Source organism: Bacillus sp. TH13 (assembly GCF_016651175.1).
Taxonomy (GTDB): Bacteria; Bacillota; Bacilli; order Bacillales; family Bacillaceae_G; genus Bacillus_A; species Bacillus_A thuringiensis_S.
On record NZ_JAEKEJ010000025.1, the window covers coordinates 743,070 to 768,073 of the forward strand.

The following is a 25,004-nucleotide window of genomic DNA, read 5'->3' on the forward strand; positions in this document are numbered from 1 at the left end:
AGTGCTTTTTTATTTATACTTATTTAGCAAATGATCATATTCCGTCCAAAAGTCTGTATACATGCTTTGATCAAACTCATCTAAAATTATCTTTTCACTTGATTTATTGAATAATTCTTTTGCTTGTAGTGCAAAAGAAACAATTTGTTTTTTATATTCATTTTCATTCAATTCTATATGAAGCCCTTCATAGTATATAGCCTTTTGATCAGTAGAAATAACTTTGACACAATCCTTTAAAACCACATTTTCACCTATATGGTTTATAGTCCAATGAATTGAAATTGGGCATCCTAACATGAGCATAGTGCCACATCCGTGTAAAATAAGCCCCTCTTCATTTTCAATATCACAAATATATTCTTTATCTAAAGTTCGTAACAAAGCTAAAGCTGATGCACTTATTCCCCACTCCTCATCCATACCTGTTTGTGTAATAATCGTTCCAGCCACATTTAAATATATTTCTCCGTGTGAACATAAATCTTCCTGCTCATTAAACAACCACTTTTGATTCTCAATATTTATAATAAAATTTTGTGGTACCATTACAAATTCCCCTTTTATAAAAATATTTATTTTCCACATTATTTATAATCAATATCATGCATTTCATCCCATATATCTATTATAAATCCATTTAATATTTTAAAAACACAGATAAAAAAGATATTGACACTACGATTTTACAGTGCTAACATTCAACATGTAATTGAATATGGTCTCTGTTAGGTGAGGCTCCTGTATAGAGAAACGCTGCTGCCCAAAAATGTCGAGAGACGCCAATGGGTCAACAGGAAAGGTCGGAATGAAGGCCTTTTTTAACGTAGCTGGTTTCAGTACCTATGCTATACAGTGCTAAAACTCAACGAGGGAGAGGTGCATGTATTTTGTCATACACAAAAACTGTTTTTATTTATGTCTACTAACAGTCTTTGTTGTGGACTCTTTTAACTGCGAATTCAGACCTTTACTCGTTTTGAGTAAAGGTCTTTTTACGTCTATATGCACCTTACTATGAAACAAACATAGCATATTCAGAAACTACTAAATTGTACGGAGGTGAGGAACAGTTGGCAATTGATGATTCGGCCCAGATACCCATACGTTTTACATTCATATTTCATCATGTAGGTAGGAAAGAAACTGTTCCTCACCATTTCAAATAGTTAGGTAACAGATTGTTTCCTCCTTCATGACAGAGGAGGAACTACCGATGTTTAATTTACAAAGACAAGAAACAAAGCATGCTTATGAGCAAGATAGCATGAAAACAAATAACGAATTATTAGTGGAGGTTGCAACACAAGATGTAAGCTCTGCGTTAAAACTTTTAGAAACAACACAAGATGGATTATCTAAACAAGAAGCGTCTCGTAGACTTTCTTTATATGGTCCGAACGAAATAGCTCATAATAAAATGGCGCCGTGGTACATTCAATTTCTGTTGGCATTTAAAAACCCATTTATTTTCGTTTTATTAGCTCTTGGAGCACTCTCCTTTTTCACGGATGATATGCAAGGAACGATTGTCGTATCTGTAATGGTCCTACTTAGTGCAACGATTCGGTTTTCACAAGAATTCCGTTCTCAAAAAGCTGCCGATAAGTTAAAAGCTATGGTTCGAACAACTGCGAGCGTATTTAGAATAAATGGATTTGTACATGAAACAAAAAATGTAAAGAATTTAAACCGAAATTACACAACAGAAATTCCAATTGAGGAACTTGTACCTGGCGATATTATTTCCCTTTCAGCTGGTGATATCGTTCCAGCTGATGTGCGTGTTGTATCCGCTAAAGATTTATTTGTTAATCAATCTTCTTTGACAGGGGAAGCACTTCCTGTAGAAAAATACGAACGCTGCTACCATACAGAAAATAAGCATATCTTACCGAAAAACATGAAAAAAAATTACAATCCACTCGATATGGAAAACCTTTGCTTCATGGGAACAAATATTGTAAGTGGTAGCGCAAAAGCTGTTGTCATCTCAATAAGTACCGATACGTATTTCGGCTCTTTAGCAAATAAGGTAATTGGAAAGCGTGTAGAAACAAGCTTTGATAAAGGTGTAAACAAAGTAAGCTGGCTCTTAATTACATTCATGCTTATTATGGCGCCTATTGTCCTTCTCATTAATGGATTCACAAAAGGAGATTGGCAAGAAGCTTTCTTCTTCGCTATTGCCGTTGCTGTTGGCCTTACACCTGAAATGTTACCCATGATTGTAACTGCTAATCTAGCTAAAGGTGCCGTTAACATGTCTAAACAAAAAGTAATTGTAAAACAGCTAAATTCTATTCAAAACTTAGGCGCTATGAACATTATTTGTACAGATAAAACCGGAACTTTAACAGAAGATAAAGTTGTCCTTGTTCGTCACTTAGATCCTAATGGAAATAAATGCAATCGCGTCTTACAATTTGCCTATTTAAATAGTTTCTATCAAACTGGATTGAAAAATTTAATAGATAAAGCTGTTATTAAGCATACAGAGGAAAATAATAAATTTAATCCATCAGCTTTTCAAAAGCTAGATGAAATTCCATTCGATTTCGCCCGCCGGCGTATGTCAGTCATCGTAAAAGATATTTCAGGTGAACATACAATGGTTTGTAAAGGTGCCGTAGAAGAAATTTTATCAATTTGTAATTACACTGAAGTGGATGAAAAAGTCGTTCCACTCACCGAGGAAATACGTTCAAATGTCAAAAAACTAAGTGAGACATTAAATAGTGAAGGTATGCGGGTTATTGCTGTGGCTTATAAAAAAGATAGAAGAATAAATGATAAAGAGTACGCAGTAAAAGACGAAACAGATATGATTCTCGCTGGATATATCGGCTTTTTAGATCCACCGAAACCATCTGCAGCAGCTGCAATTCAAGCATTACAAAAACATGGTGTACAAGTGAAAATTTTAACTGGCGATAACGAAATTGTTACAAGAAAGGTTTGTAAAGAAGTTGGATTAGATATCGGCGAACCAATCCTCGGTTACGAGATTGATTCTTTACCAGATAAAGCATTAGCAAAACTTGCTGAAGAAACGACTGTATTTGCGAAGCTTAATCCAATGCAAAAATCTCGCATTATACACGCATTACAAGGAAATGGACACACTGTAGGTTACATGGGAGATGGCATTAACGATGCTGTAGCATTACGTGAAGCTGATGTCGGAATATCTGTTGATACTGCTACTGATATTGCGAAAGAAGCTTCTGATATTATTCTACTCGAAAAAAGTTTAACTATATTAGAAGCGGGGATTTTAGAAGGACGTACTACATTCGGAAATATTTTAAAATATATTAAGATGACAGCTAGCTCTAACTTCGGTAATGTGTTTAGCGTGTTAGTAGCAAGTGCTTTCATTCCTTTTTTACCGATGCTTGCCATTCATCTTTTAATTCAAAACTTACTTTATGATATTTCACAACTTTCTATTCCATGGGACAAAATGGATAAAGAGTTTCTAGAAAAACCCCGAAAATGGGATACTGCAAACTTACGAAACTTCATTATTTGTATCGGCCCAATCAGTTCCATATTTGATATTATCACATACGTAGTCATGTGGAATGTATTTGGTGCAAATACACCGAGCGAGCAATCATTATTCCAGTCCGGTTGGTTTGTGGTTGGATTGTTAACACAAACTTTAATTGTTCACATGATACGAACACAGAAGATTCCATTTATTCAAAGCGCTGCATCAACACCAGTCGTTTTATTAACCGCTCTTATTATGGCAATCGGGATTTATATTCCATTCTCACCACTTGGTGCAGCCGTTGGTTTACAATCATTGCCACTTAGCTACTTCCCTTGGTTAGTAGGAATACTATTAGGCTACGCTTTTTTAACACAGTTCCTGAAAAAGCTTTATATTAAAAAGTTTCATAGCTGGTTGTAAAAATAAGAATGAGTGGGTATTCCCCGCTCATTCTAAAAGACATAACACATATTTATATATGGAGGTGACCATGATGGTATGGTACGACATTATATTCAGATTAGTTATAGCAATTATTGTAGGAGCTTGCATCGGAATGGAAAGACAATGGAGACATCGAATGGCTGGGTTACGGACAAATGCTCTCGTATCACTTGGTGCCTGTATATTTGTTTTATTATCCGTCATGCTTAATCATGATGCTAGCCCCTCCCGCATTGCCGCTCAAGTCGTTAGTGGCATTGGCTTTTTAGGGGGTGGCGTTATTATCCGCGATGGTTTTAGTATTAGAGGGCTAAATACGGCAGCTACTTTATGGTGTGCAGCTGCTGTCGGTACTCTTACAGGCGCCGGTTTCCTCGTTGCAGCTATATTAGGTGCAGCCGGCGTGTTACTAGCAAATATACTCCTTCGCCCAATTGCTCTTTTTATGAATAAAAAATCAAAAGAAGAATCACCAGAACAAACGAACTACTTACTTTCCCTTACTTGTTCAGAAGAAAATGAAGCACATATTCGTTTTTTACTTATGCATATGGTAAGTACAGAAGGGCTCGGTTTAAAAGAGTTGTATAGTGAAGACGTAGATTCTAATCGAAAGGTGTGTATACAGGCTACATTACATTGCAAGACAAATGCGGCTATCTTAATTGAAAAAATAGTAAGTAGAATGCTATTAGAATCTGGCGTTACTGGAGCTGGATGGAAGACTTCTTTAGATTTAGAAGCGAGTTAAATAGGAAAGGTGTCATGATTTTACTACTTCATGACACCTTCTACATAAACTTATTTTCTAACTTTTGTTGAAACGACTTCTCTTGCTTACGTAGTAGTTGACTACCTCGTTGTAAAATCGGTGTTCCATACTTATCATTAATTTGATCAATGACAGCAAGTAGTGGTTCTTTTTTCGCATCCTCTTCAAATGAAAACAAATCTAATTGTTTCACCGATTCTGTCTTCCACTCTATTTCAGTAGCTGTAACACCTAGTAAACGAACGGAATCACCATCCCAATGTTGCTTCCATAAACGGGATGCTGCTTGAAAAATATCGCGTTCTTCCCAAATCGCATTTTTCAATTGCTTACTCCGTGTTACTGTTCGCCTATCATGGTATTTAATCATAATTTGAATATTATAGCTGACAAGGGTTCGCTTTTGTAATCTTTTACTCACTGATTTTGATAACCGTTCTAACATATCAAGTAATTCTTTCTCTTCATCCATATCCTTTGAAAAAGTCATCGAGTTACCGACACTTTTATGTTGGCCCATTTGACTCGGATCCACTTCCCTATCATCCGTACCTTTTGCACGCTTTTGTAAATCAATACCGTGCTTGCCAATTTTAGCGCGAATGATATGCTCGTCTCCCTTCGCTAACTGTTCAATTGTATGTATATGAATTTCATTTAATTTTTCAGCTGTTTTTTCTCCAATCCCATGCATTGCTTCAACTGGAAGTGGCCAAATCATTTCTGGAATATCACGTTTTCGAAGCACGGTAATACCGAGAGGTTTTTTCATATCAGAAGCTGTTTTTGCTAGGAAAAGATTTGGAGCGATTCCGATACTACACGGAAGCTGTAACTCTGTTAATAGTGCTTGTTGTATCATCTTTGCTATTTCAAGGGGCGAACCAAGTGCATAGCAATCTGTAATATCTAAATATCCTTCATCTATTGAGACTGGTTGTATCTTTTCTGTAAAACGGGAAAGGACTTGAAACATTTGAAATGAAGCTTCGCGATATAATGTGAAATTAGGACGCCTTACAACTAATTGCGGGCATAATCTTTTCGCTTCCCAAAGGGGCATCGTCGTACGTATTCCGTATTCTCTCGCCTCATAACTACATGTTATTATAATTCCTTTTCTCTCTTTTTCATTTCCAGCAACCGCTAATGGCTTTCCTTGTAATGATGGATCATGAGCAATTTCAACAGATGCGAAAAAGCAATTCATATCTACATGTAAAATAACACGACCATTTTTCGGATACATTTCTCGCATAGTACTCACTCCCTAATCAGAACGTTCGTTCTTTCATTATATCAAATTTTGCACAATAGTTATAATAATTACTTGTTCTTTTTTATAATCGATATAAAGAGGATATATATGTGAAAGGGGCTGATTATGATGAAATCAACTAATAAAGTGAAACTTTAATCAGTGGGGGTTTTGTTCATCCCCCACTGATTATTAGCCCTCACCAATTGGACTTTTACAAGCAACCCGATCCCCACCTAACTTCTTTACTTTCGCTGAATTTTGAGGTGGGGGGCTTACTGCCCGGCAAATAGCGGGACAAACTCAACTATACATTCCTTGTAGTTATATTAATCATTGCAATTAATGATTTACTACTTCCGATTTTCAATATGAATACGTTAGGATTATTCCCTCGTCTAGTACATGTAGCAACTTCCATAGTTTTTCTTATATTGGCTTATACGTCTTGTCAAAGCAATCAAATCAAAATAAAAAGCGTGTAAATCACAATTGATTTACACGCTTTTTATTTTCCATTACTTCGCTACTTCTTCAATAATTGCAACAACTAATTCTGCTGTTTTTGCTAATTCTTCAACAGGAATCTTCTCGTTTGTTGTATGAATTTCTTCATAACCAACTGCTAAGTTAACTGTTGGAATACCATGTCCTGCAATTACGTTTGCATCACTTCCGCCACCACTTTGGTGAAGAGAAGGTGTACGACCAATTTTTTCAGCTGCACGTTTTGCAACTTCTACAACGTGATCGCCATCAGCAAACTTAAATCCTGGGTACATAACGTTTACTTCAACGTCTGCATGACCGCCCATTTCTTTTGCAGTTGTTTCAAATGCTTCTTTCATTTTCGCAACTTGTGCTTCCATTTTCTCATTGATTAAAGAACGAGCTTCTGCAAAGATTTGTACATGATCGCAAACGATATTCGTTTGTGTACCACCTTCAAAACGTCCAATATTTGCAGTCGTTTCAGAGTCAATGCGACCAAGTGGCATCTTCGCAATTGCTTTCGCTGCGATAGTAATTGCAGATACACCTTTCTCCGGCGCTACACCAGCGTGAGCTGTTTTCCCGCGAATAATTGCGTTCACTTTCGCTTGTGTTGGAGCTGCAACAACGATTTCACCAACTTTTCCATCACTATCTAATGCGTAGCCATATTTCGCTGTAATACGCTCACGGTCTAATGCTTTTGCACCAACAAGACCTGATTCTTCTCCGACTGTAATAATAAATTCAATTTTACCATGAGGGATATTTTTCTCTTTTAAAACACGGATTGCTTCGAACATTGAGGCTAATCCAGCTTTATCATCCGCACCTAAAATTGTTGTACCATCTGATACGATATATCCATCTTTAATAGAAGGCTTAATTCCATTACCAGGAACTACTGTATCCATATGAGAAGTAAAGTAAATTGTATCAACACCATCTTTTGTTGCTGGTAAAGTACAAATTAAGTTGCCTGCACCATGACCAGTTACAGCCATTGTGTCATCTTCAAATATTTCTACACCTAAATCTGTAAATTTCTTCGTTAATACTTTGCAGATTTCTGCTTCAAATTTTGTTTCAGAATCTACTTGTACTAATTCCATAAATTCATTTACTAAACGTTCTTGATTAATCATAAGACTGCGCCTCCTGCACTACCATTATGTATGTAACACTACTAATTATAACAGAATTTCGCAAAACTTTCGAAATACAAGACAAAAAACAGATGGTTTACATGTCTAGATAACCATCTGCTTTCTATTACTCATTTAACAATACCCAGCGCATATGATCCTCCCACACGCCATTTACCATTAACATCTTCCTAGACACGCCTTCATATTGAAAACCTATCTTCGTCACCACTTGTATAGATGCTAAATTACGAGGCATAATCGGAGCTTCTATACGATGTAACTGAAATTCCTCAAAAGCAACTTGAATTGCTTTTCTAAGTGCTTCTGTCGTATACCCTTTGTTTAACTCTGCTTTATCTAATTTATAACCGAGTACACAAGATTGATAAATGCCACGAACGATTAAATTAAATGAAATACACCCAATTATTTTCGTATCATCACCCTTTTTAAAAATCCATAGTCTGATGATTTTCCCTTCTTCGAACTCTTTTCTATCCTTTTGCAACTTTTTCTTTTGATAATCTAGCGTAAAAAAATCATCCGGTCTATACTCTTCCCAAGCTTTTAAAAATTCACGATTTCTGTCGTAATATTGAAGAACTGTTTCAGCATACGACTCATCAATTTCCCTTAAGTATAAACGATCTGTTTCGTATATTTTCATCATCGTATCTCCATTCTTCAGCTTGCCCAACTAAAAATTAACAATATACCCTTTAACTATATTCTCTATACACACTCAAATTTCCTGTTATATTTTGCAATCCCCTCCCGAATTTTGTCCTCACTCTCCCCTTGTCCATAATTTCATTTCTCGTTACAATGAAATTGTACTGATTTGCAAGGAGGTATAACGATGCATAAAAAAGCTCAAAAAATTATGGTTTATGTGATGCTAATTTCTATGCTTGTAACAACATTACTTGCTGGCGCGAGTATGTTTTGGTAAAAAGGGCGATGTGTTCGTCCTTTTTTTACTTTTTACACATGACAAAATAAACCATCTCGACATCGAGATGGTTTATTTTATATAAAACACAATCGCTACAATACTAAAGGAAAATGACATTACAAGTGCTATTACAAAACTTGTATATTGTTTCTGCTGAAATGCCCCAATAACAAAAGTTAGATTAAGTAATGCCATACATACAATCGCTACAAGATAAGAACATATATTAAAAGTTGCCAATATGAATGTAATAATAAATAGAAATCCCATAAAAAACTGCATATACGAAAGTTTTGGATTCAAGTACATATGAGCAACCCCTTTATCTAATTTTATCTTTCTATACTCTCATTAACGCACGGTTATGTACACATGTCAAGACAACTTATTATAATAGAAAAAGCCAACCTTTTCGTTGGCTTTTTCATATGCAACGGCTCCTTTTTCTTTTGCCAATTGCTGAAATGATTTTTTCGATTTCACAATCCATACTTTCGTTCCAATTGGAATGCGATCAAATAAATATTCCACATCGTTTTTCTTCATTCTTATACACCCTTGTGAAATATACTTTCCAATTGAACTCGGTTGATTTGTTCCATGTATTCCATATTTACTTCCATCAGTTCCTCTTGCATTAAATCCAATCCACCTTGACCCAAGTGGATTTTTTGGCGATCCACCTGGAATATTCTTCGCAATGTAATACGGATCCTTCGCTTTCATTACAACATCAAAAGTTCCTTCTGGAGTTAATTCATTCGTTTTCCCTGTCGCTACTGGAAAAACTTTTTGAATCTTTCCATCGTCAATGTAAGCTAATTTATTCGTTGCTTTATTTACAATAATAAAAGGATCTCCGGCACGCGGATTATCCCCAAGAGGCCAAATCGGCGATAAAGAAAGACATAATATGATAGTGAGAAGATACGGCATAGATAATTCCTACCTTCTATATAAGTTCTTTTATATTATCCTTTCCCTTAAAGCGGCTTTTAATGAGTAAATATTGTTCCATTTCATACACAAGTTGAACAAGTTTCGCACGTATCTCAAATTCCTCGCGTGTAGCTGGCAATGGCATGTCTCTAAATAATTCCCTCATTTCTTGAAGCTGCCTTAAGGAAATAACGCCAGTACTCTCAGGGCTAATAGCATTACTAATGTTTTCAACAACATCTGCAATCATGTCAGCTTGTTCATATGTCCACGATAAAGAAGCTGCTAGTGGTATCATTCGCTCTAAAATTTCGAATTGTTGCATACGCATATTAAAATAACGATAGTAATAGTCATCTTCTCGCATAAATGCATTCTCAAGTTTCTTAAACGATAAATCTCTAGCTTCATTTAGCATATTTTCAGTTTCAATAAGTTCTGCTCCGCTCCAACTACTTTCTCGATTTCGTAAATATACAACCATTTCAAACAAAATCGTTTTAAAATTACTTTCTATTTTATCTTGATACTCTTTTAGCTTATTTTCACTACTCGGCATATACATATTCACTAATAGAGCCACGCTAATCCCTATCGTTAATATAGCAATTTCATTCCCAACAATAAGCCATGTAATTTGTTTCAATGAATACAGGTGCATAACAATAACTGAGCTCGTGACAATACCCTCTTGAATTTTGAGCATAACTGCAGTCGGAATAAATGTAAGTAATAATACACTAATTGCTAGTGGTGTATATCCAATTGTTTCAAAAATGCAAAACGCGAACACCATTGATAATACACAAGCTAAAAAACGATGTAGTGATACTTGCAGTGATTTACGTTTCGTATTTTGTACACACAATATAACTAAAATACCCGCTGAACTATAAAATTCTAATCCTAATAACTGAGCAATAAAAACTGCCGCGCCTGTCCCTATTGCTGTTTTTACTGTACGATATCCAATTTTAAACATATCATTACTCCTATATGTATAAACGTATTTACAGCTAGTATAAAAAAAGGATGACACAATGTCATCCTTTTCTACTTATTATTCACATAACCTTTTCATATTACAATATTTTTTGTAAAAATTGTTGCGCACGTTCACTTTTCGGCTCTGCAAAAAATTCTTCTGGCGCACTATCTTCTACAAGCTTTCCTCCGTCCAAGAAAAGAACACGATCTGCCACTTCTTTTGCAAAGCCCATTTCATGTGTAACGATAGCCATCGTCATTCCTGTCGTAACTAACGATTTCATAACTTCTAACACTTCTTTCACCATCTCTGGGTCTAGCGCCGATGTCGGTTCATCAAATAACATAACTTCTGGTTCCATCGCTAACGCTCTTGCAATTGCTACACGTTGCTTTTGTCCTCCCGACAGACGATTCGGATACGTATCTTTTTTATCTACTAATCCAACCTTTTCTAAAAGTTTCTCAGCTTTCTTTTCAGCTTCTTGCTTCGTTACCCCTTTTACATTGATAGGAGCATACGTAATATTTTCTAATACAGTCATATGAGGAAATAAGTGAAAATGCTGAAATACCATACCGACATTTTCACGAACATGCATAACATTCGTTTTCGGATTCGTTACTTCTTCCGTTCCAATCCAAATGTGACCATTCGTTGGTGCTTCTAACATATTCATACAACGTAAAAATGTTGATTTTCCTGATCCAGAAGGCCCTATAATTGCAACTACTTCCCCTTTTTCAATCGTTATTGTAATTCCTTTTAATACTTCGTTATTACCAAATGATTTATGAAGGTTTTCAATTTTAATCACTTTTCTTCATTCTCCCTTCAATTGCCTTCCCGACTAATGTAAGAATAATGACTAACATATAATAAATCAGTCCAACAAAAAGTAATGGTTCAAGATATTTAAATGTCTCACCGCCTACGATGTAAGCACGGCGCATTAAATCAGTCGCGCCTATTACTGTTACTACAGCTGATTCTTTCGTAAGTGTCGCAAATTCGTTCACAAGCGCTGGTAATATATTTTTTAATGCTTGAGGGAAAATAATATTTCTCATCATTTTTCCGTACGGTATCCCTAAAGCCATCGCTGCTTCTGTTTGTCCTTTATCAACCGCTTGAATACCGGCACGAATCACTTCTGACATGTATGCACCTGAATTCAAGCTAAATGCAAGTACAGCTGCTAAGAATGCTGGTATTTCATAACCAATTATTTGCGGGACGCCGAAATAAATAATCATTAATTGCAATACAAGTGGTGTACCACGAAAAATTGATGTATAAAAATCTGCTGCTATATTTAACGCTCGTATTCTAGCAATTTTACAAAGTGCTAATAATGTTCCTAAAATAAATCCTGCTAAAGCTGATACTGCTACAATTTTCAAAGTAACTTCTAAACCTTTTAGTATATATGGTATTGAAGGCATAATCGCCGAAAAATCTAAGTTCATTCTTTTCATTCCCCTCACAGAAAAGTGAAAGGCAGCTTATTTTTCGCTGCCAAACCATTTCTTCACTAATTTATCCATTTCTCCATTTTCTTGCATTTTTTTAATTACTTTATTAAATTCAGCTGTTTTATCACTGTTTTTCGGAAGGGCAATTGCTGCTCCAACTTCTTCTGGCGCCTCTTTAATTTCAATTCCTTGTAAATCTTTCATTTTCTCTAAATAATTTTTAGCAACTGTGTCTTCTATAATTGCAGCATCAAAACGACCAGCTTTAATTTCTTGTACGATTTCTGGTATACGGTCACGTCCCTCAACTTGGAAATCTACTTGTTTTTTAAATTCTGCTGCTTTCTCTTCTTGAATAGATCCTGTTTGTACCCCTACTTTTTTCCCTTTTAAGTCCTCTACAGATTTAATATTAGAATCCTTTTTAGAAACGACCATATTTTTCGCAACAAAATAAATATCTGTAAAATCAACATTATTTTTACGCTCTGCAGTTGGCGTCATGCCTGCCATTACGAAATCAACTTTTCCTGAACTAAGAGATGCTAATAAACCACCAAAATCCATATCTTTCACTTTCACTTCATACCCAAGTTCTTTTCCGATATATTTAGCAACATCGACATCAAAACCAATAATTTCATCACTTTTTGAAGCTTCCACGTATTCATATGGTTTATAATCTGCTGAAGTCCCCATAACCAGTACTTTTTCACTTTTTCCAGTAGCCTTTTCTTCCCCATTACTACAAGCGCTGAATATACTTACAATTAAAATAAGTGCAAACGATATTGATAATAACTTCTTCATCTTTCTTCCCCCTAATAATGTATATTTAAAAGTTTAATAGAATATTTATTCGATGTTTGTATTGTATCAGCACTTTCATTTTTATGCAATATATAAAATAAAAATAAATGAAATAACAATATAATCGCTGTTTTTCATGTATAAAATAATGCATAAAATAACATAACTATGCATATCTCATAAATTTTAATAATAAATAAAAAAGGCGGCACATCCACTTGATTGTGGATGTGCCGCCTTTTCTCTTATTTTTTATAGTTCTTCACAATTTTCTTCGAAATACGATTGTAGTTTCGCAATAACTTGCATCGGTTCATGCCCTTCAATTTCATGACGCTCTACCATCGTTACAATTTTTCCATCTTTTAACAAAGCAAATGATGGAGAAGAAGGTGGGTACCCTTCGAAATATTCACGCGCTCTTGCTGTCGCTTCTTTATCTTGACCTGCAAACACCGTTACAAGGTGGTTAGGACGTTTATCATAATGTACGGAATGCGCAGCAGCAGGACGAGCAATACCACCTGCACAACCACATACAGAGTTTACCATTACAAGTGTTGTTCCATTTCTTTTAAACGCTTCTTCTACCGCTTCTGGCGTCGTCAATTCTGTATATCCAGCAGAGACAATCTCTTCACGCGCTTGGCGGACAACATCATTCATAAAAAAGTTAAAATTAATCACTCTTTTCCCTCCTCTAAAACTACCTATTTGTATCTTACCAGTTAATGTTTATGAAATACAAGTAAGTTTACTTGTATTTAAGTATAGAAAAGGTGTTAGAGCTCTTGCTCTAACACCTTTTCTTTAATGACCACGATGTTTTTGCTTTGCTTTTTGTACTTTAATTAAACGTCTTCTTTCTTTTTCAGCTTCTCGCTTCTCTTTAGACTGCACTTTCTTTTCTTGTTTATGCAATTCATAAGATAAACTAATCGCCTCTTGCGCCTTAGTAAAACGTTTAATATTTGTTTCTTTTGCTGCTTGTCGTATGATACGCTTTATGTTTTTAGGTCGCTGTTTTTCTTTAACTTCTACACCACATTTTGCAAAGTGCTGAAAATGTTCTAAAAGTGAACCATTCACAAACATAAGCACTTCTTCATCTGACGGTTCCGCCCCAAAAATATACCTCGCTCCATACAATTTCCCTTGTTCTTTGCATGTAATAATTCCAACAAAAAACTGACCATCGTGATATACTGTCAAATCCATTGACAGCCCCTCCTTTAAAAGATTAGAAATACGGGACATCCCGGAGGGGAAGGTTACTGACATGAAATCATGCGTCTGGACTACCAACCAGAACTGTGTTTTTGTATTTCTTTCACTATTATTATATCTTTTTTTCCATAATCTTCATATATTCAGCAATCATTTTTTTATGCGATCCTACAATATAGTCAGGTAGTTCTGTTACTGAAAAGAATTTAAGCTGAACTGCTTCTTCTTTATTCATAACAAAATCCCCTTCGTATTCATCCGTATAATAGGCGGTTGTTACAGATTGAAATTCATCACCGTTTGCTAATTTTGTAAAGTAGTTCGCTCCAGAAAATACATTGATTAGTCGCAAGTTCTTCACTTTTATTCCTGTCTCTTCATATACTTCACGATAAGCTGTTTCTTCTGGTGATTCACTAAGCTCCATTAGCCCGCCAGGTAGCCCCCATTTTCCGTACGGCTCTGTCCGCTGCTGCAATAAAACATATCCATTTTCATTTATAACGAGTACAACAGCACCAACTAAAATTAAAGGGCGATGACCAACTATTTTTCGTAATTCTTCTACATATCCCACCGTATCGCCTCCTTTTTCGTTGTCCACACTATTGTATCATATGTTCGAAACGACAAAATGCGTATATTTTTCATTTTTTTAACAAAATATTTATTTTATGTGATTCATCTACTGTAGCTAACATAATAGATTCGACTTCTGTACTCTTCTCTAGAAATTCTCTCGCCCACGCTTCTGTTTTTCCTAATAATGCAAGAACATCTTTCTGTATCCTCCCATCCTTTACTAATACAAAAGAAACTGGAGATTTTTTTCCCGCCACTTTAAGATCAAGCCGCGAAACTGCTTCATATTCTGGATACCGAAATATAGAAACGACACCGTTCGCTTCCCATAATGCTAATTTAATCGTTTGAATATCGCTCACATTTCGCATACGAAGTTCCGAAAACAAATATTCCACGGTAATTCTCGCCTTTTTCAAATTGCTAAAATCAATGGAACCATTATGTATAAGAATGATAGGTGCTGGCTCTAAAAAGCGTCTCCATCTATCCCATTTCAGCATTAAAACTGAGCTTATAATATGAAGTACAACAAGTATGAACGTTGTAATCATCGAGCCCAGTAACCCTACTTTTTCATCAGACAATGCGTTAGAAATATTCCCACCAAGCAATAACACTAATACAACATCTAAAAAACGAAGTTGTGCGATAGACCTTTGCCCCATCGCTTTCGCAACTAATATTAAAAATATGTATGCTATAATAGCCCGAATAACCCATTCACTATTAGAAAGATGCCGTGCTCCTTCAAAAATATGCATATGCATCACTTTGCACTCCTTACCCGTCTCAAACTGCTATCCTGTTTTAGTTTGCAACGTTTATGAGCATATATGTAAAAAAGCTGGTTCGTTTAAAAACGAACCAGCTTTTTTTACTTAACTGAAAACATATATTTTTTATAAGTTTTCCGTACCGATAGTATGAGCCCCATCATAATCATATTCGAGAATAAGGAACTTCCCCCATACGATAAGAAAGGTAATGCAATACCTTTTACAGGCATTAATCCAACGATCATACCGATGTTTTGGAATATTTGAACTGTTAATATACCGATCGATCCAGCGCATAATAATGTACCAAATAAATTATCAGCGGAATAACCAATAATAATTGTTCGATATAGTAGTAATAGGAACAAGAAGACAACTAACGCTGCTACGATAAATCCACCTTCTTCGGCAATTGTAGCGAAAATAAAGTCAGTATGCTTCTCTGGGATATAGACGCTTCCTCCACCGTATCCTTTACCTTCCATACCTCCACTACCTACAGCTAGAATCGATTGCTGTGTTTGATAACCTTGATCTGTATGTTCAAATGGGTCTAACCAACCTAAAATACGTGACTGTTGGTGAGGTTTTAGTAATGTAACTAAATTATTATAGAAAAAATCCTGATACTTAAAGTAAATAAACATTAACACAGATAATATCGTCACCGGAATAACTGTGCATATTGCTATCAATTTCTTCTGAATACCTGACATAAATAAAATACATGCAATAGCAGCAGCATATAAGAACACCATACCTGTATCCGGTTGGCTATATACAATTGCCGTAGGAGGAATAGATACTAGCATAATCTTTCCTACTAATATTAAGTCTGTTTTAAATGTTCGAACCATATGCTGTGCATTATGCTTTACTGCTAAATTTGCTACTAACATAACCAGTGCAATTTTGAAAAACTCTGACGGCTGAATAGATCCAATTAGTGGAAATCTAAACCATCTTTTTGCTCCTAGTATCTCCGGTGTAAAGGTTGAAACCGGTAATATTTTTAGTAGAATAATTGACAGAAATGTTGCAATATACAATGGCCATGATAATTTTTGCAGCTGATCTGAATCAACACTTGCAACAAGAAGTAACATTACAATTCCAATTATGTAGTTAATCCCTTGTTTCAAAGCAAAATTCTCAGCCCCATATTGGCCAGTTTGCTGACTGCTATATATAGCAGCTATACTCGTCACACATAGTGCACACAAAATTAAAATTAATTTTACATCTAAACTTTTTAGAAACTCGGTACTTCTTTTCATGACATCCTCCTGAAACATTGTTACAGCAAAATAAAAAACCAGGAGTCAACATTCTTCATGTTTTGACGACTGATTACACATTATCTATAAAACACTTATATAGAATAACTCTCTTTTTCATACAATACAATATATTATACTACAGTTTCATCAGTAAGATTTGCCAAAAAAATTATTCTTTTCTTATTTTATATCCATATACCATATATCAGCAATGTATTTTCGTAAATTCCTAATACATAATCGTTTATTGTAAGATTACTGGGAAAGGTATTTATACATATAGTAGGATGTAGATGAAGAAATAAGATAATAAAAAGCTCGCATAAGCGAGCTTTTTATTAATATACAGATGTATTGTTTTCTGACATGTTTTCTAAAATTTCTTTAACACGTCCTAAGAACTTACCACAGATTAAACCATCAAGTACGCGGTGATCAAGTGATAAACATAAGTTAACCATGTCACGAGCACCGAACATACCGTTATCCATAATTACTGGGCGTTTTACAATTGATTCAACTTGTAAAATAGCCGCTTGTGGGTAATTAATAATACCCATAGATTGAACAGAACCGAATGATCCTGTGTTATTAATTGTAAATGTTCCACCTTGCATTTCGTCTGCTTTTAGCGATTTCGTGCGTACTTTTCCTGCAAGTTCTGTAATTTCACGAGCGATACCTTTAATTGTTTTCTCGTCCGCTTGCTTAATTACTGGTACAAATAGTTCTTCCTCTGTTGCAACAGCGATAGAAAGGTTAATATCTTTCTTCTGAACAATTTTATCGCCAGCCCACATTGAATTAATTTGAGGATACTCTTTTAACGCTTGTGCTACTGCTTTTACGAAGAAAGCAAAGAACGTTAAGTTAAAGCCTTCACGCTTCTTAAAGTCACCTTTAATTGAGTTACGGTATGACACAAGGTTTGTCACATCTACTTCAATCATCATCCAAGCATGTGGTGCTTCATGTTTACTACGTAACATGTTTGCTGCGATTGCTTTACGCACACCTGTTACTGGAATTTCGATATCTCCAGGCATTGTAGGTACAGAAACTGGTTTCGCAGCTTCTACTTTTTGCGCTACTGGTGCTGCTTTTGGTGCTTCTGGGCGAGCTTCTACTACTGCCGCTACAGCTTCCTCTTTTTTCACACCTGCTTGCGGAATATTTCCAGATTCCACTAGCTTTAAAATATCCTTACGAGTGATACGGCCATTTGCTCCCGTACCTTCTACTAGATCTAAATCAACGTTATGCTCACCCGCAAGTTTTAACACAGCTGGTGAAAAACGTGGTTTTCCATCAGTTGGTTGTTTTACTTTCGGTGGTTTTTCAGGCGTAATTGCTGCTGCCTTTGGTTCTTCTTTTGTTTTTTCCTCAACAGCTGTTGCTGCTACTTCATCTGCGCCTTCTACTTGAATCACACAAACTACTTCACCTACAGCTAACGTATCACCTTCACCAGCGATTAACTCTTTCACAATACCCGTGAAAGAAGATGGTACTTCAGCATTTACTTTATCAGTCATTACTTCTGCAAGCGGATCATACTTGTTTACGTGATCGCCAACATTAACGAGCCATTTACTAATTGTGCCCTCTGTAACGCTCTCCCCGAGCTGAGGCATTGTAATATTTTCTACAGCCATGTATAGTCCCCCCGATTAAAATTCCGCAAGTTCACGCATTGCTTTTTCAACTTTATCTGGATTTACCATAAAGAATTTTTCCATTGTTGGTGCATATGGCATTGCTGGAACGTCTGGACCTGCAAGACGTGCAATTGGCGCATCTAAATCAAATAGACAGTTTTCAGCAATAATTGCTGCCACTTCACTCATAATGCTTCCTTCTTTATTGTCTTCTGTTACAAGAAGAACTTTACCTGTTTTAGAAGCTGCTTCAATGATTGCTTCTTTATCTAATGGATATACAGTACGTAAATCAAGAATGTGTGCAGAGATGCCATCTTGTGCTAACTTTTCAGCTGCTTGAAGAGCAAAATGAACACATAATCCGTACGTGATAACTGTAATATCATCACCTTCACGTTTTACATCTGCTTTTCCGATTGGTAATACGTAGTCATCCTCCGGCACTTCACCTTTAATTAAACGATATGCACGTTTATGTTCGAAGAATAATACTGGATCTTCATCACGAATGGCTGCTTTTAATAAGCCTTTTGCATCATATGGTGTAGAAGGGATAACGATTTTTAAACCTGGTTGGTTTGCAAACATCGCTTCTACAGATTGTGAATGATACAATGCACCGTGAACACCCCCACCAAATGGTGCACGGATTGTAACTGGACAAGTCCAATCATTATTAGAACGATAACGAATTTTTGCTGCCTCAGAAACAATTTGGTTTACTGCTGGCATGATGAAATCAGCAAACTGCATTTCAGCGATTGGACGCATACCATACATTGCTGCACCAATTGCTACCCCAGCAATTGCAGATTCTGCAAGCGGTGCATCAAGCGCACGATCTTCACCAAATTGATCATACAAACCGTGTGTCGCTTTAAATACGCCACCTTTTTTACCAACATCTTCTCCTAAAACGAATACTTTTTCATCGCGTTCCATTTCTTCGCGCATTGCTAATGTAATAGCATCAATATAAGACATTACAGCCATGAAACGTTCCCCCCTATTCTGCGTATACGTGCTTCAATGCATCTTCAGGTGCTGCATACGGAGCATTTTCTGCATATTCTGTTGCTTCATTTACGATATGCATAATTTCGTCTAACATTTGTTTTTCAAATTCCTCAGTTAACACACCAGCTTCTTTTAAATAAGCTGCAAATGTTATAATTGAATCTTTTTTCTTTGCTTCTTCTACTTCTTCTTTATCACGATAAACACGATCATCATCGTCACTAGAATGTGCTGTTAAACGATACGATACTGTTTCAATTAAAGTCGGGCCTTCACCACGACGGCCGCGATCTGCTGCTTCTTTTACAGCTTTATATACTGCAAGCGGATCATTTCCGTCTATTGTATATCCAGGCATACCGTAACCAATTGCACGATCTGATACGTTTTTACATGCTAATTGTTTTTCAACTGGAATAGAGATTGCATATTTGTTATTTTCACACATAAAAATAACAGGCAGTTTGTGTACACCAGCAAAGTTTGCCCCTTCATGGAAGTCACCTTGGTTTGAAGAACCTTCTCCAAATGTAACGAACGTTACTAAATCTTTCTTCTCCATTTTTCCAGCTAGTGCAATACCAACTGCATGTGGTACTTGTGTTGTTACTGGAGATGAACCTGTAACAATACGATTTTTCTTTTGACCGAAGTGACCAGGCATTTGACGACCACCAGAGTTTGGATCTCCAGCTTTCGCGAAAGCAGACAACATAAGTTCTTTAGCTGTCATACCAAATGCTAGTACAACACCCATATCACGGTAGTATGGTAATGCATAATCTTTCTCTCTATCAAGAGCGAACGCCGCTCCAACTTGCGCAGCCTCTTGTCCTTGACAAGAAATTACGAATGGAATTTTACCTGCACGGTTTAATAACCACATACGTTCGTCGATTTTACGTGCAAGTAACATCGTACGGAACATTTCTAATACTTGCTCATCACTTAAGCCAAGCTCTTCATGGCGCTTTTCTTTTACTTCTGCCATTTTTCATAACCTCCTAAATCCACATTTTTATGCGTGTAACGCTCTTCCATCTACAGCAAGTGCTGCTTCACCAATCGCCTCAGATAATGATGGATGCGGATGAATTGTATGTGCTACTTCCCAAGGTGTTGCATCAAGTACTCTTGCAAGACCAGCTTCAGAAATCATATCTGTTACATGCGGTCCAATCATATGAACACCAAGAATGTCATTTGTCTCTTCATCAACTACAAGTTTTACGAAACCATCTGATTCTCCGTATACAAGTGCTTTTCCGATTGCACGGAATGAGAACTTACCTACTTTTAACTTATAGCCTTTTTCTTTCGCTTCTTGTTCTGTTAAACCGACAGAAGCAACTTCTGGACTGCTATATACGCATTTTGATACCATAGAGTAATCAATTGGTGTAACTTCTTTCCCTGCAATATGTTCTACTGCAGCAATCCCTTCATGAGAAGCAACGTGAGCCAGTTGCAAACCACCGATTACATCTCCAATTGCGTAAATATGCGATTCTTTCGTTTGATAAAACTCATTTGTTTGAATGTATCCTTTTTCCACAACGATATCTGTGTTCTCTAAGCCAATATTTTGCGTATTCGCTTGTCTTCCTACAGATACAAGCATTTTTTCAGCTTTAAATTCTTTATTCTCACCGTTATGTTCAGCTTGGATTGTTACTCCATTATCTTTTACCAATGTTTCTGGTAATACTTTTGCACCAGTTACCACTTTAATACCTTTTTTCTTAAATAGACGTTGCATTTCTTTTGAAACGTCCTGATCTTCTAGTGGTAATATCGTTTTCGCATACTCTAATACTGTAACTTCTACACCGAAGTCAGCAAGCATAGATGCCCACTCAATACCGATTACACCGCCACCAACAATAATAATCGAACTAGGAAGCGTTTCCATTTTTAGAGCATGATCTGAAGACATTACGTACTCTCCGTCTAATTCTAAACCTGGCAATGAATTTGGACGAGAACCTGTTGCAACAAGTACATTTTTTGGAATCAACATTTCATTCTCTTCTCCACTTGCAAGTTCAACTGAAATTGTCCCTGGCATCGGAGAGAAAATAGACGGGCCAAGAATACGGCCAATACCTTCAAACACATCAATTTTACCTTGTTTCATTAAATGTTGAACGCCTTTATGAAGCTGCGTTACAATCTTCTCTTTACGCTCTTGTACTTTCGCAAAGTTTAGTTCTACATTGCTTGCAATAACTCCGAACTCTTCGCTTTTTTTAGCAGTTGCATATACTTCCGCACTACGTAAAAGAGCTTTACTAGGAATACATCCTTTGTGTAAACAAGTACCACCAAGATTTTCTTTTTCGACTAGTGCAGTTTTTAACCCTAGTTGTGATGCACGAATTGCAGCAACATATCCACCAGTACCGCCGCCAACGATGACTAAATCATATTCTTTTGCCATTATCTCAACCCCTAGCTACCGTTTCTTTTTCACGTACAACGTATTCTTTTGGAGCTTCTTCTTCACGTAATACACGAAGTGCTCCTTCTGCTAACGCTTCTAACTCATCTTCTCCTGGATGTACGATAACATCTGCAATCCAGTCCACTCGCTCTTTTATTTCATCGACAAGAATTTTACTGTATGCCAGTCCACCAGTTAATACGATTGCATCGATTTTCCCGTGAAGTACAGCGCTAGCTCCGCCAATCTCTTTTGCAACTTGATATGCCATTGCTTTATAAATAAGAGTTGCTTCAGGATCACCTTTTTCAACCATTTGCTCTACTTTTATCGCATCATTTGTACCGATTAAACTTACAAGTCCACCTTGTCCGACAAGTTTTTTAATCATTTCATCCCGGTAATACTCACCAGAGAAACACATTTCTACTAGTTGCCCTACTGGTACTGTACCAGCACGCTCTGGACTAAATGGTCCTTCTCCGTTTAAACCGTTATTCACATCGATTACTCTTCCTTTTTTATGGGCACCAACTGTAATACCGCCACCCATATGTGTAACTAATAAATTTAAATCCTCGTATTTATGATTTAACTGTTCAGCTACTTTACGAGCAACTGCTTTTTGATTTAATGCATGGAAGATACTTTTGCGTTCCATACCAGCAATACCACTTATACGAGCAACCGGCTCCATCTCATCTACAACGACAGGATCCACAATGAATGCAGGAATGTTTAATCCAGAAGCAATTTCATATGCTAAAATGCCTCCAAGATTTGAAGCGTGATGACCACTAAAGCCATTCTTTAAATCTTCTAACATCGCATTGTTTACTATATACGTACCGCCTTCGATTGGACGAAGTAATCCACCACGCCCACAAACAGCGTTTAATTTTGAAATGTTAATACCATGAGAATGTAGAACTTCTAAAATCGTTTCTTTTCGAAACTCATATTGGTCGATAATTCGCTTATATTTTCCAATCTGTTCTACGTCATGACGAATCGTTTCTTCTAGAACGGGTCTTTCATTATCAAAAACACCAATTTTTGTGGATGTACTACCTGGGTTAATAACAAGAATTCGATTTACAGACAATGTTGCTACCTCCACTAATAAATTCAAAAGGAAGTGGAAACCTCATAAGGGGTAACCACACCTTTTGTAAAAGTTATATATGAATGATTAGCGACGGCTAATAATATCGTGACCGTTGCGTAAGTAAGTGCTACGAGAATTTTTCAAGCTTGCAATGCGCTCTTCAGCTAGACGATCTGCCGCTACATAAGTTGCTATGCCATCGCGTTTTGAAATTTCGATTACTTTTGCAATCGTGTCATAAATAGACTCAACACGTTTTAGTGCACGTTCTCTATTGTATCCATATAATTCGTCCGCTACGTTAATTACGCCACCTGCATTAATTACATAATCTGGTGCGTATACAATACCCATTTCATGAATGATGTCACCGTGACGATCTTCTTTTAATTGGTTATTTGCAGAACCTGCGATTACTTTTGCTTTAAGTTGTGGAATAGTTTCATCATTAACTGTTGCGCCTAATGCACATGGTGCGTAAATATCGCATTCAACACCGTAAATTTCATTTGGTTCAACTGCTGATGCACCGAATTCTTCTACAGCACGTTGTACAGCTTCTTTATTAATATCTGTAACGATTAATTTTGCTCCTTCAGCGTGTAAATGTTTGCATAGGTGATATGCTACGTTACCAACGCCTTGAACAGCAATTACTTTTCCTTCTAAATTGTCAGTACCGAAAGCTTCTTTTGCAGCTGCTTTCATACCACGGTAAACACCGTATGCAGTTACTGGAGATGGGTTACCAGAAGAACCGAATGATGGTGAGATACCTGTTACAAAGTCAGTTTCTTCATGGATAATATCCATATCATCTACTGTTGTACCAACATCTTCAGCTGTAATGTAACGTCCGTTTAGTCCTTGGATATAACGTCCTAGTGCACGGAACATCGCTTCGCTCTTATCTTTACGAGGATCACCAATAATTACTGTTTTCGCACCACCTAAGTTTAAACCAGCTGCTGCGTTTTTGTATGTCATCCCTTTTGCAAGACGCAATGCATCTTCAATCGCCGCTTCTTCAGAATCATATGTCCACATTCTTGTTCCACCAAGAGCCGGTCCAAGTGTTGTATCATGAATTGCAATAATTGCTTTTAAACCAGATTCTTTGTCTTGACAAAATACTACTTGCTCATAATCATATTTTTCTAAGTATTCGAAGATTTCTAATGTCATTGTCGTTTCCCCCTAATGTTTTACCCTTTTTGGTTTATTTTGAAGCAGTCGCAACTGCCAATGCTAATGAATATACTTTTGTTTCTGCTGAATCAGCACGAGATGTTAAAACAATCGGTGCTTTTGCGCCAGCAATCATTGCTCCTACTTTTGCATCCGCAAAGTATACGAGTGATTTATATAGCACATTTCCAGCTTCAATCGTTGGGACGAGTAAAATGTCTGCCTTACCTGCTACATCACTTACTATGCCTTTATGCTCTGCTGCAATTTGTGATACTGCATTATCTAAAGCCAGTGGTCCATCAACGATACAATCTTTAATTTGTCCGCGGCGATTCATTTGTGTTAACATCGCTGCATCAATTGTCGCCTGCATCGCTGGATTCACAACTTCTACTGCTGCGATGGGTGCCACTTTTGGCAAGTCGATTCCTATTGCCCGGGCAACTTCTACAGTATTTTGTATAATAGCAGCTTTTTGTGTTACGTCAGGTGCGATGTTCATCGCTGCATCTGTAACGAAAATAAGACGATCGTAATTTGGAACTTCAAATGCTGCTACATGTGAAAGTACGCTACCTTTACGTAGGCCCCACTCTTTGTTTAACACAGCCTTCAAAATATTCGCTGTTGGGATGTTACCCTTCATAAGCACGTCTGCTTCACCATTTCTCACAGCTTTAACAGAAAGTTCTGCAGCCTCTGCATTAGACATTGCTGCAATCACTTCAACATGTTCTGAAGTTTGTAAACCATGTTCTTGTAGCATCCCCATTATTTTTTCTTGATTTCCATATAGACGAAATTGAGCTAGCTGTAATTTAATTGCTTTCGCTACAGCTTCAATTACTTCATGATCTTCAGCTACTGCTACAGCCACAGTTTTTTTAGGCTGTCCCGCTGCTTGATCAATTAAGTATTCTAACTTCATATTTT

The 25,004-nt window shown here is 36.6% G+C and carries 25 protein-coding genes and 1 riboswitch; of the genes, 3 read left to right on the forward strand and 22 right to left on the reverse strand.

Annotated features, from left to right (window positions below):
* Positions 1 to 9: 9 nt before the first annotated feature.
* Positions 10 to 549: a hypothetical protein gene (locus JFU02_RS12035; RefSeq protein ID WP_061666310.1), complete on the reverse strand. Its 540-nt coding sequence runs from the start codon at positions 547 to 549 to the stop codon at positions 10 to 12.
* A 168-nt stretch (positions 550 to 717) separates the two neighbouring features.
* Positions 718 to 885: riboswitch (M-box (ykoK) riboswitch) on the forward strand.
* 331 nt (positions 886 to 1,216) lie between these two features.
* Between JFU02_RS12035 and mgtA the strand changes: the two genes are divergently transcribed.
* Positions 1,217 to 3,922, forward strand: a complete 2,706-nt coding sequence (gene mgtA, locus JFU02_RS12040) for a magnesium-translocating P-type ATPase (protein WP_201071093.1) — start codon at positions 1,217 to 1,219, stop codon at positions 3,920 to 3,922.
* A 73-nt stretch (positions 3,923 to 3,995) separates the two neighbouring features.
* The gene (locus JFU02_RS12045) at positions 3,996 to 4,697 is read left to right on the forward strand and encodes an MgtC/SapB family protein (protein ID WP_061666308.1); all 702 of its coding nucleotides are present in this window, start codon (positions 3,996 to 3,998) and stop codon (positions 4,695 to 4,697) included.
* Between the two features lie 40 nt (positions 4,698 to 4,737).
* Here the strand turns inward: JFU02_RS12045 and JFU02_RS12050 are convergent, their stop codons facing one another.
* From JFU02_RS12050 to JFU02_RS12060, 3 genes are all read right to left on the reverse strand, one after another.
* Positions 4,738 to 5,976, reverse strand: coding sequence for a DNA polymerase IV (locus JFU02_RS12050; RefSeq protein WP_001208856.1), 1,239 nt, complete (start codon positions 5,974 to 5,976; stop codon positions 4,738 to 4,740).
* A gap of 518 nt (positions 5,977 to 6,494) precedes the next feature.
* Complete coding sequence (locus JFU02_RS12055; RefSeq protein WP_000609800.1) at positions 6,495 to 7,613, reverse strand: tripeptidase T; 1,119 nt, start codon at positions 7,611 to 7,613, stop codon at positions 6,495 to 6,497.
* Positions 7,614 to 7,740: 127 nt separating this feature from the next.
* Positions 7,741 to 8,286: a GNAT family N-acetyltransferase gene (locus JFU02_RS12060; protein WP_061666307.1), complete on the reverse strand. Its 546-nt coding sequence runs from the start codon at positions 8,284 to 8,286 to the stop codon at positions 7,741 to 7,743.
* A 189-nt stretch (positions 8,287 to 8,475) separates the two neighbouring features.
* On the opposite strand from JFU02_RS12060, the gene prli42 reads away from it, so the two are divergent.
* Positions 8,476 to 8,568: a stressosome-associated protein Prli42 gene (prli42, locus tag JFU02_RS12065; RefSeq protein ID WP_000549037.1), complete on the forward strand. Its 93-nt coding sequence runs from the start codon at positions 8,476 to 8,478 to the stop codon at positions 8,566 to 8,568.
* Between the two features lie 72 nt (positions 8,569 to 8,640).
* Here the strand turns inward: prli42 and JFU02_RS12070 are convergent, their stop codons facing one another.
* The 18 genes from JFU02_RS12070 to yqiS form a co-directional block, all read right to left on the reverse strand.
* Entirely contained in the window at positions 8,641 to 8,880 is a 240-nt protein-coding gene (locus JFU02_RS12070; RefSeq protein ID WP_000281164.1) for a DUF3894 domain-containing protein, read from the reverse strand.
* Positions 8,881 to 8,946: 66 nt separating this feature from the next.
* Complete coding sequence (locus JFU02_RS12075) at positions 8,947 to 9,507, reverse strand: L,D-transpeptidase (protein ID WP_001146575.1); 561 nt, start codon at positions 9,505 to 9,507, stop codon at positions 8,947 to 8,949.
* Between the two features lie 16 nt (positions 9,508 to 9,523).
* Positions 9,524 to 10,492 (reverse strand): aromatic acid exporter family protein, encoded by a 969-nt coding sequence (locus tag JFU02_RS12080; RefSeq protein WP_000472683.1) that lies wholly within the window; start codon positions 10,490 to 10,492, stop codon positions 9,524 to 9,526.
* A 100-nt stretch (positions 10,493 to 10,592) separates the two neighbouring features.
* Positions 10,593 to 11,315, reverse strand: a complete 723-nt coding sequence (locus tag JFU02_RS12085; protein ID WP_000590227.1) for an amino acid ABC transporter ATP-binding protein — start codon at positions 11,313 to 11,315, stop codon at positions 10,593 to 10,595.
* Positions 11,308 to 11,967: an amino acid ABC transporter permease gene (locus JFU02_RS12090; RefSeq protein ID WP_001046910.1), complete on the reverse strand. Its 660-nt coding sequence runs from the start codon at positions 11,965 to 11,967 to the stop codon at positions 11,308 to 11,310. Before JFU02_RS12090 ends, JFU02_RS12085 begins: the two co-directional genes overlap by 8 nt.
* Before the next feature lie 36 nt (positions 11,968 to 12,003).
* Positions 12,004 to 12,783 carry a transporter substrate-binding domain-containing protein gene (locus JFU02_RS12095; protein WP_000735461.1) on the reverse strand — a complete coding sequence of 260 codons (780 nt, stop codon included), beginning with the start codon at positions 12,781 to 12,783 and terminating at the stop codon, positions 12,004 to 12,006.
* Positions 12,784 to 13,035: 252 nt separating this feature from the next.
* Positions 13,036 to 13,449, reverse strand: coding sequence for a BrxA/BrxB family bacilliredoxin (locus tag JFU02_RS12100; protein WP_001979317.1), 414 nt, complete (start codon positions 13,447 to 13,449; stop codon positions 13,036 to 13,038).
* A gap of 144 nt (positions 13,450 to 13,593) precedes the next feature.
* Positions 13,594 to 14,001 (reverse strand): YjdF family protein, encoded by a 408-nt coding sequence (locus JFU02_RS12105; RefSeq protein ID WP_000366602.1) that lies wholly within the window; start codon positions 13,999 to 14,001, stop codon positions 13,594 to 13,596.
* Positions 14,002 to 14,122: 121 nt separating this feature from the next.
* A complete protein-coding gene (locus JFU02_RS12110) occupies positions 14,123 to 14,587 on the reverse strand; it encodes an NUDIX hydrolase (RefSeq protein ID WP_000542551.1) in 465 nt (154 codons plus the stop codon).
* A gap of 70 nt (positions 14,588 to 14,657) precedes the next feature.
* Complete coding sequence (locus JFU02_RS12115; RefSeq protein WP_000550960.1) at positions 14,658 to 15,362, reverse strand: DUF421 domain-containing protein; 705 nt, start codon at positions 15,360 to 15,362, stop codon at positions 14,658 to 14,660.
* Positions 15,363 to 15,469: 107 nt separating this feature from the next.
* Positions 15,470 to 16,648 (reverse strand): FtsW/RodA/SpoVE family cell cycle protein, encoded by a 1,179-nt coding sequence (locus tag JFU02_RS12120; protein ID WP_000831183.1) that lies wholly within the window; start codon positions 16,646 to 16,648, stop codon positions 15,470 to 15,472.
* 341 nt (positions 16,649 to 16,989) lie between these two features.
* Positions 16,990 to 18,306, reverse strand: a complete 1,317-nt coding sequence (locus JFU02_RS12125; RefSeq protein WP_201071096.1) for a dihydrolipoamide acetyltransferase family protein — start codon at positions 18,304 to 18,306, stop codon at positions 16,990 to 16,992.
* Positions 18,307 to 18,321: 15 nt separating this feature from the next.
* Positions 18,322 to 19,305: a 3-methyl-2-oxobutanoate dehydrogenase subunit beta gene (gene bfmBAB, locus JFU02_RS12130; RefSeq protein ID WP_000290071.1), complete on the reverse strand. Its 984-nt coding sequence runs from the start codon at positions 19,303 to 19,305 to the stop codon at positions 18,322 to 18,324.
* 13 nt (positions 19,306 to 19,318) lie between these two features.
* On the reverse strand, positions 19,319 to 20,320 hold the full coding sequence (gene bfmBAA, locus JFU02_RS12135) for a 3-methyl-2-oxobutanoate dehydrogenase subunit alpha (RefSeq protein ID WP_000852549.1): 1,002 nt from the start codon (positions 20,318 to 20,320) through the stop codon (positions 19,319 to 19,321).
* A gap of 27 nt (positions 20,321 to 20,347) precedes the next feature.
* Complete coding sequence (lpdA, locus tag JFU02_RS12140; RefSeq protein ID WP_001051295.1) at positions 20,348 to 21,769, reverse strand: dihydrolipoyl dehydrogenase; 1,422 nt, start codon at positions 21,767 to 21,769, stop codon at positions 20,348 to 20,350.
* Between the two features lie 4 nt (positions 21,770 to 21,773).
* Positions 21,774 to 22,877, reverse strand: coding sequence for a butyrate kinase (buk, locus tag JFU02_RS12145; RefSeq protein WP_000115776.1), 1,104 nt, complete (start codon positions 22,875 to 22,877; stop codon positions 21,774 to 21,776).
* Positions 22,878 to 22,964: 87 nt separating this feature from the next.
* Entirely contained in the window at positions 22,965 to 24,065 is a 1,101-nt protein-coding gene (locus JFU02_RS12150) for a leucine dehydrogenase (RefSeq protein WP_000171355.1), read from the reverse strand.
* 34 nt (positions 24,066 to 24,099) lie between these two features.
* A complete protein-coding gene (gene yqiS, locus JFU02_RS12155; protein WP_000764675.1) occupies positions 24,100 to 24,999 on the reverse strand; it encodes a phosphate butyryltransferase in 900 nt (299 codons plus the stop codon).
* Positions 25,000 to 25,004: the final 5 nt, after the last annotated feature.

Coding starts and splice junctions, on each gene's coding strand:
- JFU02_RS12035 (WP_061666310.1), bottom strand. CDS start 549: ATGGTACCACAAAATTTTATTATAAATATTGAGAATCAAAAGTGGTTG.
- mgtA (WP_201071093.1), top strand. CDS start 1,217: ATGTTTAATTTACAAAGACAAGAAACAAAGCATGCTTATGAGCAAGAT.
- JFU02_RS12045 (WP_061666308.1), top strand. CDS start 3,996: ATGGTATGGTACGACATTATATTCAGATTAGTTATAGCAATTATTGTA.
- JFU02_RS12050 (WP_001208856.1), bottom strand. CDS start 5,976: ATGCGAGAAATGTATCCGAAAAATGGTCGTGTTATTTTACATGTAGAT.
- JFU02_RS12055 (WP_000609800.1), bottom strand. CDS start 7,613: ATGATTAATCAAGAACGTTTAGTAAATGAATTTATGGAATTAGTACAA.
- JFU02_RS12060 (WP_061666307.1), bottom strand. CDS start 8,286: ATGATGAAAATATACGAAACAGATCGTTTATACTTAAGGGAAATTGAT.
- prli42 (WP_000549037.1), top strand. CDS start 8,476: ATGCATAAAAAAGCTCAAAAAATTATGGTTTATGTGATGCTAATTTCT.
- JFU02_RS12070 (WP_000281164.1), bottom strand. CDS start 8,880: ATGTACTTGAATCCAAAACTTTCGTATATGCAGTTTTTTATGGGATTT.
- JFU02_RS12075 (WP_001146575.1), bottom strand. CDS start 9,507: ATGCCGTATCTTCTCACTATCATATTATGTCTTTCTTTATCGCCGATT.
- JFU02_RS12080 (WP_000472683.1), bottom strand. CDS start 10,492: ATGTTTAAAATTGGATATCGTACAGTAAAAACAGCAATAGGGACAGGC.
- JFU02_RS12090 (WP_001046910.1), bottom strand. CDS start 11,967: ATGAACTTAGATTTTTCGGCGATTATGCCTTCAATACCATATATACTA.
- JFU02_RS12095 (WP_000735461.1), bottom strand. CDS start 12,783: ATGAAGAAGTTATTATCAATATCGTTTGCACTTATTTTAATTGTAAGT.
- JFU02_RS12100 (WP_001979317.1), bottom strand. CDS start 13,449: ATGAATGATGTTGTCCGCCAAGCGCGTGAAGAGATTGTCTCTGCTGGA.
- JFU02_RS12105 (WP_000366602.1), bottom strand. CDS start 14,001: ATGGATTTGACAGTATATCACGATGGTCAGTTTTTTGTTGGAATTATT.
- JFU02_RS12115 (WP_000550960.1), bottom strand. CDS start 15,362: ATGCATATGCATATTTTTGAAGGAGCACGGCATCTTTCTAATAGTGAA.
- JFU02_RS12120 (WP_000831183.1), bottom strand. CDS start 16,648: ATGAAAAGAAGTACCGAGTTTCTAAAAAGTTTAGATGTAAAATTAATT.
- JFU02_RS12125 (WP_201071096.1), bottom strand. CDS start 18,306: ATGGCTGTAGAAAATATTACAATGCCTCAGCTCGGGGAGAGCGTTACA.
- bfmBAB (WP_000290071.1), bottom strand. CDS start 19,305: ATGGCTGTAATGTCTTATATTGATGCTATTACATTAGCAATGCGCGAA.
- bfmBAA (WP_000852549.1), bottom strand. CDS start 20,320: ATGGCAGAAGTAAAAGAAAAGCGCCATGAAGAGCTTGGCTTAAGTGAT.
- lpdA (WP_001051295.1), bottom strand. CDS start 21,769: ATGGCAAAAGAATATGATTTAGTCATCGTTGGCGGCGGTACTGGTGGA.
- JFU02_RS12150 (WP_000171355.1), bottom strand. CDS start 24,065: ATGACATTAGAAATCTTCGAATACTTAGAAAAATATGATTATGAGCAA.
- yqiS (WP_000764675.1), bottom strand. CDS start 24,999: ATGAAGTTAGAATACTTAATTGATCAAGCAGCGGGACAGCCTAAAAAA.